The sequence below is a fragment of the Citrobacter sp. Igbk 17 genome (genome assembly GCF_028069775.1).
Taxonomy (GTDB): domain Bacteria; phylum Pseudomonadota; class Gammaproteobacteria; order Enterobacterales; family Enterobacteriaceae; genus Citrobacter.
Genome location: NZ_JANEWI010000044.1, coordinates 24,275 through 36,754, shown reverse-complemented (window position 1 = coordinate 36,754; position 12,480 = coordinate 24,275). Strand labels below are relative to the sequence as shown.

Sequence of the window (12,480 nt, the reverse complement as noted above, 5' to 3'; positions counted from 1 at the left end):
TTTCTAGTTATTATTATTTGGTGGATAATACCTGTTGTGAGTACTTCTCTTCAGATGTTGGGTAGGCAGTACGGTTGTATATTTCACCTGATTCAGCGCGAAACTGGAACGAATACTCGCTACGCCTTCAATTTGCGTCAAACATTCCATAATCAGCACCTGGTATTTTTGTAAATCCTCCACCACTACCCTTAGCAGGAAGTCCGCTTCCCCGGTCATCAGGTAGCACTCCATGATCTCCTCGCGATCGCTTATCGCTTCAGTAAACTTTTGCAGTGAGGTTTTATCCTGCTGGCGCAGGGAAACATGCACGAACACATTGACCGCTAACCCCAACTTCAGAGGATCCACCAGCATGACCGACCCCCTGATAACATGATTCTCTTTCATCTCTGCCACACGACGCCAGCAGGGGGATACTGACAGGCCGACTTTTTCAGCCAGTTCAGTGTTACTGATATCCGCGTTATGTTGCAGGATATCGAGAATGCGCAGGCTAACTTCATCAAGATGAACAGGATTGGTGGACATAATTTTCCTCAAATCACATGAAGGTAGAAATATTTATTCTTAATTTAGTCATTTAACGGTCAATATAGAACCAATTTACCCTGATAAAGAAATTAACATGGTACGGTCGTTTCTGCTATCAGGAGTCCGTCTTATGTCCATACAAAATTGTGAAAGTGCGATCGGTTGCCGCCCATCTACGACGAAAATGCGCACGCTGGGCTGGCTTGCGGCGATGGTTGTCCTGTGGGGAACCAGTTGGCCGGTGACGCGTCAGGCTCTGGATAGTGTTCCGCCACTCTGGCTGGCGACATTACGTTTTGCAACGGCCGGAATTTGTTTGTTTGCTTTTGTGGCTTTCAGGGGGAAACTCCGCTTACCGGTTCGTCAGGACTGGCCTGTTATCCTTAGTGTTGGGATTCTGCAAATGATGTTGTTTACCGGATTGGGGATGATTGCGATGCAATATACGGACACCAGCCGCGCGGTTTTGTTGGCTTATACCACGCCGTTATGGAGTATATTGCTGACGGCTATTATGCTGAGAGTTCGTCCTGGCCGGGCGCAATTGCTGGCATTGATGACCGGACTCTCCGGGGTGGCGCTGATTTGTTCGCCATCGGAGATGCGATGGGATCATTACAGTCTGTTAGCGGCGTTGTTATTACTGCTTTGTGCAATTGCCTGGTCAATTGTGATTTATCATGTCCGACATCATCGTTGGGTTTCCACACCGCTGCAACTTGCGCCCTGGCAGATGTTAATCGCGTCCGTTTTATTGGGGATAGCCGCTGTTCTGTTCGAGCGTCCGGTGTCTGATATTCACATCACACATGGCTTACTGTGGCAGTTACTGTTTATTGGTCCCGTCGCCACTTCTTTCTGTTTCGTGATCTCTTCTGAATATGGTCGACGTATTACTACGTTTGCCATGTCCAACTTTACCCTTGGCGTACCGATTATTGGCGCGCTTGCCTCCGCCTTGTGGCTGCAAAATCAATTATCACCTTTATTTATTAGCGGGCTGATGCTTATTTGCCTTGGCGTTTTTTTTACTGCATTAACCAGCCGTCAATAAAGAGAATAACAGGCATCTTACTACCAGAAATGGTAATGAAATTAGAAGTACGTCTCAGGGGATTTTCTTTTTTTGAGTATAACACCTGTCTCTGTCACAGGGTTTTTCTTCCCTACCGGCCTGTTTACTATGATACAGGACAATAATTACATATCTGTTGCTCAATGCAGTGGAAGTCTATTTCTATTGACTGTGTTTTAAGCGCTGTCTGTGCCCATGATGTGTTTACCTGATTATGGAGAATGAAATGAATAAGAAAACGTTAATCGCCAGCTTATTATCTGTACTGATATTTAATTCAACGACTGCATTTGCAGAGACACAGTTTAAAAAAGGTGACCTGGAAGTTGTTGCTGCACTGAATATTCGGCCGGGAAATGTCACCGTCTCTGATGATGGCCGCGTATTTGCAACGGTACACCCTTTGGATCGCCCCTCACGCTGGCGTCTGATTGAGATCACAGGCAAAGAGACCTGGAAAGCTTGGCCCGATGACTCCTGGCAAAAAAACGAAGGCCAAAGTTTATCTCATCAAATTGATACACCATTAGGTATTACACGCGACGCGCAAAATCGTTTATGGCTGGTAGATATGGGTCTAAACTCTGGCAAAACCCGTATAATTAGCTTTGACATAAAAAGTGGTAAGCACCTGATGACCATCGAACTGGATGACACTATCGCGCCTCGCGGTAGTTTTATTCAGGATCTGGTTGTTGATGCACGCAGTGGGTGGATCTATCTGGCAGACATCAGTAATCCTGGACTGATTACCGTTAATATCGCCAGTAAAAAAGCCAGCCGTTTTTCCGGCCATCCTGCATTGCAAAGTGAAAAATCGGCGGTGATGCATATTGATGGTCAGGATACCCTGTTTAATGGCAAGCCAGCTTCGGTCGGCGTGAATCCAATAACACTTTCAGCCGATGGTAAAACCTTATTTTTTGGCGCAATGAACGGTACCACCTGGTATGAAATTGATACCGAGTACCTGCAGAAGGCTGATGATAAAGCCATTGCTCAACATATTCGTACTGCAGGTACAAAACCGGTTTCAGATGGTGCCGCTATTTCTGCACAGGGCAGGCATTACTTTACTAATCTGAATAATAACGGTGTTGATATGATGGATAGTAAAGGGAAATTGATCCCGCTGGTGCGCTCAGCGTTGCTTGACTGGCCTGACAGCGTTCAATTTGGCGATCAACATTGGCTTTATATTTCGGCTAACCAACTGCATCGAAGCGCTGCGTTTACTGGTGCTGGCGATAAAGGTGAGCCCCCCTATCGTATTCTGCGTGTATGGACAGACGATACACAACCGTTCACATCCAGTCAGTGAATCGTAACAGGCTGGCCGTATGCCAGCCTGCGCGCCTGTTGATGTGTCGCTCACGTTAAGTGAAACGAGATATTGGCTGGCCGGCAGTTGATACTGAGATAATATGATGGACACTCCTCATTTTACGATGCCATAGAATCTGGCTGGATTGTGGCAACACATCCCGAAAAATGAGGAGCATCAGCATGAAGGTATCAACTCCTGGTATTGACCATGCAAAAATATCCTCTTTTGCCGGAGCTAGTCTCTGCTGGCTGGCTGAACATATTCAGATAATTGAAGCGCAGATTAAACAAGTCGAAGATCTATTAACCTCCTGTTGTTACAGTACAGTTGTTCGCAAACATAAAAACAAGACTTAAATCCCATAACTCACTTTGCATTATTCATGTGGCGTGAATTATCCATTCAGTATTGATTGATAACCAAAAACGAACCGCAGTGTTATAAATTAAATGTATTTACCAATACCCACTTCATATTTCAGCATGGAGGATATATGCATTTAAAGAAAAAAATTATAATACTGCCGCTTGTCCTGTTATCGGGTTTATCAACTGCCACCGGTTTCGCAGCGAGCATGTCTCTTAATAGCGCAGAAGTGAAAGAAGGTGAAAATATAGCTGTTGATTTACTGGCAAATGATTTCGGTTGCACAGGAAAAAATATCCAGCCAGCCTTGGCATGGCAGTCTGCCCCCGAAAATACGCGCAGTTTTGCTATCACTTTTTATGATAAAGATGCGGATACGGGGAGTGGGTTCTGGCACTGGATGATGATTGATATTCCTTCATCCCATCATCATCTGGCAAGAAATGAAATACCGCAGGGAGCAAAAGTACAAGCTAATGACACTGGTAACAGCCGTTTTCTTGGTCCCTGCCCACCGGCCGGAGAAGTCCACTCGTATATTTACACTCTGCATGCGCTTGATGTTGAAAAACTGGAGGCCCCGGTAAACTCTACAGCCCCCCTGACTGGTTATTTTATTAACAAGCATTCTCTGGCTAAAGCCACACTAACGCTTCGGGTGTTCAGGACAACTCAGACAAAATAACCTGTTAAAAGGTAAAAAAATGAAAACGAAAATTTATTATTTGACTTTTATTACAGGGATGATCTCCTTCATCGTCTCAGTTAGCTATCTGAATAACTATGACGGAACATGGTCTGCCATAACGATGGCATTATTCTCATTATTGATCCCGCTGACGACACTTTTATGGCGTAAAAACCGCCTTATCAGCTTTATGCTGACGCTTTTTTTTACGCTGATAGTGGTCAGAAATGCCGATCAGCATGACTGGTCGCGCGTGGGATGGTTAACATCTATGACATTTATTCCACTACTGATCCAGGCTGTCATAATTTTTCGCGATGGGATTCATCAGTACAATAACCAGGAAGTTGCACTCTCTTTTTTAAGAATGTTTGTTGGATTTAATTTCCTGACACACTGCACGGAAAAATTATTTGTATCATATCATGATGCCGGTCTCGTGAGCTTTTTCCAGAATGTTGTGGGCATGCACACATTTGGCACAGTGCTCAGTGCAAATATGGCATCAGGTATGATTATTCTGGGGGGGCTGGCTGAATTTACTTCAGCTGTTTTAATTGGCTTTGGTTTACTCACCCGGGCAGGTGCTTTCATTGCCGCGATATACCTTATTGCAGCAGAAGTGATGAGTGGACATTTTGGTATTGGTTATACCTGGATGATGTCCGGTGGGGGATGGGAATTCCCGTTCTTTTATTTTATGGTCATTATCCCGTTTTTGTTGCCTGATACCGCCGGACGATTATCACTGGATCAGGAATGGAAAACGGCCTTCCATCCGGCCTTATCTCCTTTCTCGGGTGTAAACACGCGTTTAAAAGACTTCTGATTACGGACAATCGTAAGCGGTAAACAACATGAACCTGTCGTTGTTTACCGTTTCATTATACAACCAGGCTATCAAATCCGGGAATGACGTTGATACCAGGATTCAACTGCCTGTCGTGGTGTTTTATTCTCTCTGCAAATGAGATAATCCAGTTCGCTGATTGCGTCATTACCTGGAGATAAAGCCTGCAACTCCGCCAGTAACGGGGGTTCAAAATCTCCGATAACCGACCGGGATACAATCAGCGTGGCCTCATCCTGTCCGCCAAGTAATCCTTTTGGTTCTTCTAATGCCCGAATGGTGTATCGGTGATGCAGGAACTGCGGATGCCACAAGGGAACAACGATCCAGCGCTGATCGCTGACAGCCTGTTCAAAATTGCTGTAGCACGCATCTTCACTGCCATTTTCAAAATAATAACCGGAATGGGTAAGTTGATATTCCTCGACCATAGTACGAGAAAAACGGCTGATTCCTGCTCCCGGATTAATACCCAGGATCCTTTTTTCCATTTTCAACAGGACATCAGGTCTGAGTAAGTCTTCAACAGAGGCCACATCGCTGGGGGAGATATAATCAGGGACTCCCCATATACAGTAAGGATGATACAGGACTGTTAATTTAACCGTATTATCCCGATAAGGGGCCAGATAGACATCGTGGCTGGCAGGGAGCCAGGCTGAAACCAGCATGTCCACTTCTCCTTTCCCATAGCGCTTAAACATCTCTTCATGAGGGCTGGCGGTCATTTCAACCTGCCAGCCATATTTTTCAAATACAGTACAAACCAGCGCTGCACTGGCAGCATGGAAACTTAAATCAATATGACCGATACGAAGTGTTTTTTTCATGCTTGTCCTCAAAGGAATATAGTCGGATAAAAAAACGCTATGCTGTATTAGCCATAGCGTAAAAGTAACATTTCTGTTACTACGTCGAACTTTAATACCGGGGCGCGGCTGAATGATATTTTTTTATAGAGCATGTGGACTCATAGGAACCATCCCCAACAGAGAACATCCGCTCTTGTCTTTCTTAATGTGTAAAAATCAATATAAGTATCACAGAAGTGATGACTGTTAATTTATAGTAAGAGCAGGATATTTTATTAATACCGTTAAAAGCTCAGATTATAAAATAGCGCAAATCGAACCGTTTAAAAATAATGACTGAACATTAAGACTTATCTCTCAAAAGTGAAAATAACCGGGATAACTGGCCTCAGATTTGCCCGTTATCCCTGCATGGTGATATTTAAATTCGATAACCTGCCATACTGCCTGACAATAGATACCGCCATAAACCAGATGCTGACAACAAAGTGACATGCGTACAGACCCGAACCGCTTCAGAAAATAGCATTGTCCATCATGCTGACTCCGGTACAGGTTCACTGAACACCGCTTCAACTAACTGCCCTCCGGGTGCTCGTATAAAAACTCGCCGCTCCTGAATATCAGTCAGGTCCATCAGAGAATAATGTATCCCAAGACCCTGGAGCTTTTCCCGAAAGGCTGCGTAGCCTTCGAGATGAAATGCTACATGGTCAATCGCCGTAGCGGGTAACGGGTGCCCTTCGTCGCCCGCAGGAATAATATGCACCAGTGGTTTGTCCTGCGCATAGAGCCAGTAACCGGGAATGCGGTTGCTGATAAGGCCGGGGCGCGCCCCGGGCAGTAAATTAAAGACTGAGATAAAAAAGTCTCGTGTGGCGTCCATGTCACTGCTTCGGAATGTCGCGTGATCGATATACATTATGACCTCGCTGCCTGAATGTTCAGTCGGGTGTGGCGGCGGTTGAACAGTACATACGCAATGCCGGCAAGCGGTATCAGCGTGGCTACCCAGGGAATACCGGCTGCACCGAAGGTACTGTCAACAGTCAGTCCGCCGATAACACCCCCCAGCGCATTGGCCAGATTAAAGGCTGAGATGTTGGCGGTGCCCGCCAGCTCTGGTGCGGCACTACCGTGTTTCATCACGTTCATCTGCAGCGGCGGAACATTGCCAAAAGAAGCAATGCCGAACAGGAACGTCGCCACCATAAACAGCCAGTAATGACTGCTGACCAGGCCAACAACAATCAGGGATACCACCATCAGCACTGGCCATAAAAGCTGCGCCTGACGCAGATTGCGGTCAGCGGTGATACCGCCAATATGGTTGCCTGCCACCAGGCCAATACCCACCACAAACAGCAGGACGGTCAGGGCCCCGACACTGTAACCAGCGACCTGCTCAGCCAGCGGTGCAATATATCCGTACAGGGTCATGAAACCGGTCCAGCTCAGGACGGTAATCGCCAGGCTTGCCAGCAGGGGACCATGGCGAAACACAGCCAGTTGCTGACGGATACTTTTACCTTCCTCAATGGGCTGGCGATGAATGGTGGATATGATGGCAATCAGCGCCACCGCGCCCAGGGCTGCGACCGCGTAAAACGTCACATTCCAGCCGAAGATATTGCCAATCCATGACCCAAACGGCACCCCCAGCACGTTCGCCAGCGTCAGTCCGGCAAACATCTGACCGACTGCCCGGCCTGCCAGGTTTTCTGCCACCAGTCGCGTAGCCACCACCGCGCCGATGCCATAAAACGGCCCCTGTACCAGTCCTGCCAGTACCCTGCTGACCAGCAGCACCGGATAACTGGTCGATAAGGCACTGACAAGGTTGGCGGCAATAAACAGCACCATCAGCCCGGCCAGGACATTACGTTTTTCAAAACGGGCGAGCCACAGCGTCAGCACAGGTCCGCCGATAACAATCGCCATAGCATAAGCAGTGATAACGTTTCCCGCCTGGCCGTCGGTGATATTGAGGGCGTGCGCCATGGTGGTTAATAACCCGGCGACCACAAACTCAGCGGTGCCGATAGCAAAAGCGGATAAGGTCAGTATCCAGACCTGTAATGGAATACGCTGCGGTTTCATAAGTGACTCTGGCAGATGAATGATGGGATTCATTCTCGGACACGGAGCTACATTTGATAATGGCAGTAAAACAGAATTGATTATTTCATTTTAATGAATAAACCGGTGACCACTGCGTTATTCGTTATCCAGCCAGTGAATAAAGAACTCGCTGAACGCCGTCACCTGCAGGGGCTGAAATCGCCTCTGCGGGTAGACAAACTGGAGACCCACCTGTTTTTTGTCATGACGGCTGAAGCCAATAAAGGTGTCGGCAAATAACACGGTGAGCCGGCCTTGTTCGACATCGCGCTTCACATCCCACCATGATTTGCTGGCGATACCCGCACCTGCCAGTACCCACTGACGTAACAGCGCGCCATCATCACATACCATGGCCGGTGTAACCCGCACCACGGAGGGCGTATCATGCTCTTCAAAGCGCCACTCGTTCATCAGCGTGCCACGCTGCTCCATCACCAGGCAACGATGCCCGTGAAGTTCATCCGGATGCACAGGAGTTCCATGTGTTTGAAGGTAGCTTTTTGACGCAACCAGCACCCGATGATTAGAGCGGATAGATTTCGTCACCAGATTGCTGTCCGGGAGGTTGCCGAAGCGCACGCTCATGTCCAGACGGTTAGCAATCAAATCCACCACGCTTTCACTCAGATAGACAGAGCTTCTGACTTCAGGATACAGGCGGGAAAAATCGAGCAGTGCGGCTGAAAGATACTGCCGACCAAAATCTGAGGGGGCTGAAATACGCAGGCTGCCGCTGACTATCCCGTCTTTCTGTGCCAGTTTCGACTCTGCCTGCGCCACTTCCTCCATCACGCGAAGTGCGGCGTGGTAAAAATCCTCACCTGCACGTGTCAGTGCAATTGCACGGGTGGAGCGATTAAACAGCCGGGTCTGATAGCGTTCTTCCAGCGCCTTTAACCGTGCCGTCATGGTGGCAGGTGAAAGATTCATCCGCCTCCCTGCGGCAGCCAGTCCACCGGCTTCAACGACTTCCACCAGTAACGTCATGTCTTCAAACTTACCCATTATTCCAATTTCCTGAATAGATAATCAGTCATCACTGCCATTATCAAAGCGACTCGCAGGACGTAAAGTCAAGCACAATCAACCGTTCCGGAGAACAGAACATGCCTCAACACACACTTTTCGAGACCACATCTGTTGGTACACACACACTTAAAAACCGTATTGTGATGGCTCCTATGACCCGGGCCCGTACCGCGCAGCCAGGCAATGTTCCTACCGCGCTGATGGCGGAATATTATCAGCAACGCGCCAGCGCTGGTCTTATCATCACTGAAGCAACGCAGATTTCAGCCCAGGGGCAAGGGTATTCCTGGACGCCAGGGATTCATTCAGCTGAGCAGGTGACAGGATGGCGTCTGGTAACTGAGGCTGTCCATTGCACAGGCGGCATTATTTTTTCACAGCTGTGGCATGTGGGGCGTATGTCCCATGAAAGTTTTCACCCGGACGGTAAACCGGTGGCTCCCTCTGCGCTTTCACCTGATGCAAAGGTGTGGGTAGTAAACCAGGAGGGCGTCGGTGAAATGGTCGATTGTCCGGTGCCGCGTGAGCTGACCCGTGACGATATTCAGCAGGTGATTGCGGATTACCGTCAGGCGGCCATTAATGCTATGGAAGCCGGATTTGATGGCGTGGAAGTCCACGGTGGTAACGGGTACCTGATTGACCAGTTCCTGCGTCGCTCCTCGAACAAACGTACTGATGAATACGGTGGCAGCCTGGCAAACCGCGTGCGTTTTGCTCAGGAAGTACTGGAAGCCATCAGCGAAGCCATTGGTCCGGAGCGTACCGGTATTCGCCTGGCCCCGTTTATCACCCAGCGCGGCATGGATGACCCACAGGCGATTGAGGCGATTCTGGTGCTGGCTGCCTGGTGCGAAACAAAGGGTATCGCCTTTATCCATCTGGCAGAAGCCGACTGGGATGATGCGCCGCAGGTCCCTTATGAGTTCCGTGAAACCCTGCGGGCGACCTTCAGCGGCACGATTGTTGTGGCCGGAAATTACACCCGGGAAAAAGCAGAAAAGCTGCTGGCTGCGGGAATTGTGGACCTGGTCGCTTTCGGCCGTCCGTTTATCGCCAACCCGGATTTTCCTCGCCGTTTAAAAGAAAATCTGCCGCTGGCTGCAATGGGTAACCCGGCAACACTGTTTGGCGGTAGCGAAGTGGGTTACACCGATTATCCCTCCCTGACAACCGGGGTCTGAGTCATGACGCAGCGTACACTGATTATTGGTGGAGCAACCGGTATCGGCTTTGCAGTGGCGCAACTGCTGGCCGGGCGGGGCGGGCACGTTATTCTTGCTGGCCGGGACGACAATAAACTCTCGGATGCGTGTCAGCGTTTGCAGGTAACTGGTGCCAGTGCGGAAACTGTCGTGTTGAACATCGCGGATGAAAAACAGGTGGCGATACTGGGCAAGACGCTGGAACCAGTGGACCATATTATCGTGACGGCAGGGTCGCAGGCACCAGGTGGCGTGTTGACTGCACTGGATTTATCTGCAGCAAGACAGGCCTTTAATACCAAGTTCTGGGGTAGCCTGGCCGTAGCGCATCATCTGAGTGGAAAAATCAAACCGGGCGGTACGCTGACCCTGACCACAGGTTTCCTTTCGCGGCGTACCGTACCCGGTACGATAGTGAAAACCACCATTAATGCCGCGCTTGAATCCGCGGTGAAAATGCTGGCGAAAGAACTCTCTCCGTTGCGGGTTAATGCCGTCAGCCCTGGTCTCACGAATACCGAAGCCTATGCGGGTATGACGCTTAAGGACCGTCAGCAAATGCTGACCAGAGCCGCTGAGAATTTGCCGGCTAAAGCGTATGGTCGCGCAGAAGATCAGGCAAAAGGGTATTTGTTTGTGATTGATAATCCGTATGTTACTGGCAGCGTGGTGGATATTGACGGAGGTGCGCTTATCAACTGATAACGCCTCTGCCAGCCGATGCTATACCGGGACCTGCTTAAAGGCCCCTTAATCGATACGGCTGACCACACCGACTGTCCGGTGAGGTCTTTCGCTGGTAAAGATTTATCTGTACCCATATGCCTCTCTTTGCATCCCTTCCTTGATTTTTGCAACGAAACGCGCATATCTCAGTAATAATTTAGCGATTTATCGCATGGCACTCGCTAGCATATCCTGTGATACATGATTTTGATTCTAAGGTTACAAGATGACTCGGTGCATAATCTTGTCATTTTTTATGTTAACGCATAGCGCGTGGTTGGTGTGGTCGAACCCTCTCCTGAGGCGAAGTGTTGGCTTTATTGATACCGTCGGTAATCAGGCCTGGTTTGACGCTCATGAGGGCTCGCGTATTGTGTGTGAGAAAATGGTGAAGAAGCATCCGGTTGGTCGCTCCGGTCGACCGGAAGAGGTAGGGGGGGCTGTGTCTGTTTTTGAGCAGTGATAAAGCGGGTTTTATTGCTGATACCACCATTTTGATGGACGGTGAAATATTAAATGAGCTGGTGGAAAACACTGAGGTGAGTGAGTCAACTCGAGTGAGTTGATATTATTATTTTTAGGCATATGCTGCATATGATCGAGTAAAGAATTGAAGCATGACGGGATAATATAATTTCCATGATTATGTGCAAAGGGTGATTAACATTTAATCGTAATCTAAAGATATATAAATTATATCTTTAGATTATTGAGTAATGCGATTAGTGGAACTTATTACTGAGACAAACTGAGGATGGTGCGTATATTTCTCGCGCTGGTCGCTATGATATCAATTGCCCCTGTCCGTAATGCTCCCATGATTGACATTGCTTTGGTGTTTTCTGAAGCGATAGCAATCACACATGGAATTTGTCGCAACTCTTCGATACTCAATCCAATGACGCGATCATCCATCACGGTATTGACATGTTTACCCTGGGCATTAAAGAAGTCATAACCCGCGATATCGCCCGTCACCCCTTGATGGAGACTAGCATCGTTGATTTCCTGTGGCGTGAACCAACCGAGTTTTACCATATAGCTGTTCTCGTTCATATCGCCAATACCCACCAGGGCGATATCCGCTTTGCGAGCACGATCAAGCGTCTCCTTGATAGTGCCATTGCGCATGAGTGCCACTTTAAGTTCAGGATTCTCAACATAGGCTGGGGCATAGAGAGATTCACTGCTGCCGCCAAACTTCTTCGCCAGCAAACGGCTAATATGGTCGGCGTTGATAACGTCTCCAGGCCGATGCGTCCCGCCAATGCCGCAAATGAAACGGCAATCTTTTGCCTGGATAGGGCTGGTATATTCAGCAACAGCTGCCACATTACGCCCCTGACCGACCGTGACCACCATATTGTCGCGTAGATTATTCGCCAGATAATTGGAGACCAGAGCAGCCACCTGACGGCGCTGTTCATCTTCGTCATTATGATCAAGGGCAATTAATGCGCGGGTGATAGGAAAGCGTTCCTGCATCTGCTTTTCAAGCTGGGTACTGAACACCGGATGATAGCGGACGTTAATCTCAACAATGCCTTCTTCTTTAGCACGCTTCAGCAATCGTCCGATTTTAATACGTGAAAAGCCAAATCGATTGGCAATCTCTTCTTGTGTCACCTCATCGCAGTAGTACGCAATGGCTATCTCGGTGAGTAGTTCAAAATCCTGAGTCTGGCTGGATTTATCCATGCGAGGTGGGTTCTCCATAAGAAGGGAAAGAATGTTGACACTGCCA

14 protein-coding genes are annotated in these 12,480 nt (G+C 48.4%); 8 read left to right on the top strand and 6 right to left on the bottom strand.

What is annotated here, in order from left to right; translation table 11 throughout:
- Window positions 1–3: 3 nt before the first annotated feature.
- Complete coding sequence (locus NNO08_RS20220; protein WP_265640029.1) at window positions 4–531, bottom strand: Lrp/AsnC family transcriptional regulator; 528 nt, start codon at window positions 529–531, stop codon at window positions 4–6.
- 133 nt (window positions 532–664) lie between these two features.
- On the opposite strand from NNO08_RS20220, the gene NNO08_RS20215 reads away from it, so the two are divergent.
- The 5 genes from NNO08_RS20215 (at window position 665) to NNO08_RS20195 (ending at window position 4,819) form a co-directional block, all read left to right on the top strand.
- A complete protein-coding gene (locus NNO08_RS20215; RefSeq protein ID WP_267448862.1) occupies window positions 665–1,588 on the top strand; it encodes a DMT family transporter in 924 nt (307 codons plus the stop codon).
- Window positions 1,589–1,835: 247 nt separating this feature from the next.
- Window positions 1,836–2,930, top strand: a complete 1,095-nt coding sequence (locus tag NNO08_RS20210; protein ID WP_267448863.1) for an L-dopachrome tautomerase-related protein — start codon at window positions 1,836–1,838, stop codon at window positions 2,928–2,930.
- 185 nt (window positions 2,931–3,115) lie between these two features.
- The gene (locus NNO08_RS20205; protein ID WP_267448864.1) at window positions 3,116–3,292 is read left to right on the top strand and encodes a hypothetical protein; all 177 of its coding nucleotides are present in this window, start codon (window positions 3,116–3,118) and stop codon (window positions 3,290–3,292) included.
- Between the two features lie 137 nt (window positions 3,293–3,429).
- Window positions 3,430–3,987 carry a YbhB/YbcL family Raf kinase inhibitor-like protein gene (locus NNO08_RS20200; RefSeq protein WP_271457438.1) on the top strand — a complete coding sequence of 186 codons (558 nt, stop codon included), beginning with the start codon at window positions 3,430–3,432 and terminating at the stop codon, window positions 3,985–3,987.
- Between the two features lie 19 nt (window positions 3,988–4,006).
- A complete protein-coding gene (locus NNO08_RS20195) occupies window positions 4,007–4,819 on the top strand; it encodes a DoxX family protein (RefSeq protein ID WP_168978869.1) in 813 nt (270 codons plus the stop codon).
- 71 nt (window positions 4,820–4,890) lie between these two features.
- On the opposite strand, the gene NNO08_RS20190 is transcribed toward NNO08_RS20195, so the two are convergent.
- The 4 genes from NNO08_RS20190 to NNO08_RS20175 form a co-directional block, all read right to left on the bottom strand.
- A complete protein-coding gene (locus NNO08_RS20190; protein ID WP_271457437.1) occupies window positions 4,891–5,670 on the bottom strand; it encodes a glycine betaine ABC transporter substrate-binding protein in 780 nt (259 codons plus the stop codon).
- A gap of 517 nt (window positions 5,671–6,187) precedes the next feature.
- Window positions 6,188–6,538: a VOC family protein gene (locus NNO08_RS20185; RefSeq protein WP_271457436.1), complete on the bottom strand. Its 351-nt coding sequence runs from the start codon at window positions 6,536–6,538 to the stop codon at window positions 6,188–6,190.
- A 35-nt stretch (window positions 6,539–6,573) separates the two neighbouring features.
- Window positions 6,574–7,752 (bottom strand): MFS transporter, encoded by a 1,179-nt coding sequence (locus NNO08_RS20180; protein ID WP_267437357.1) that lies wholly within the window; start codon window positions 7,750–7,752, stop codon window positions 6,574–6,576.
- A 117-nt stretch (window positions 7,753–7,869) separates the two neighbouring features.
- Window positions 7,870–8,781 (bottom strand): LysR family transcriptional regulator, encoded by a 912-nt coding sequence (locus tag NNO08_RS20175; RefSeq protein WP_271457435.1) that lies wholly within the window; start codon window positions 8,779–8,781, stop codon window positions 7,870–7,872.
- A 101-nt stretch (window positions 8,782–8,882) separates the two neighbouring features.
- Between NNO08_RS20175 and NNO08_RS20170 the strand changes: the two genes are divergently transcribed.
- From NNO08_RS20170 to NNO08_RS20160, 3 genes are all read left to right on the top strand, one after another.
- Entirely contained in the window at window positions 8,883–9,989 is a 1,107-nt protein-coding gene (locus NNO08_RS20170; RefSeq protein ID WP_271457434.1) for an alkene reductase, read from the top strand.
- Window positions 9,990–9,992: 3 nt separating this feature from the next.
- Entirely contained in the window at window positions 9,993–10,712 is a 720-nt protein-coding gene (locus tag NNO08_RS20165; protein WP_267448869.1) for an SDR family oxidoreductase, read from the top strand.
- A gap of 280 nt (window positions 10,713–10,992) precedes the next feature.
- On the top strand, window positions 10,993–11,199 hold the full coding sequence (locus NNO08_RS20160) for a hypothetical protein (RefSeq protein ID WP_271457433.1): 207 nt from the start codon (window positions 10,993–10,995) through the stop codon (window positions 11,197–11,199).
- A gap of 272 nt (window positions 11,200–11,471) precedes the next feature.
- On the opposite strand, the gene NNO08_RS20155 is transcribed toward NNO08_RS20160, so the two are convergent.
- Window positions 11,472–12,434 (bottom strand): sugar-binding transcriptional regulator, encoded by a 963-nt coding sequence (locus tag NNO08_RS20155; RefSeq protein WP_265640322.1) that lies wholly within the window; start codon window positions 12,432–12,434, stop codon window positions 11,472–11,474.
- Window positions 12,435–12,480 lie beyond the last annotated feature (46 nt).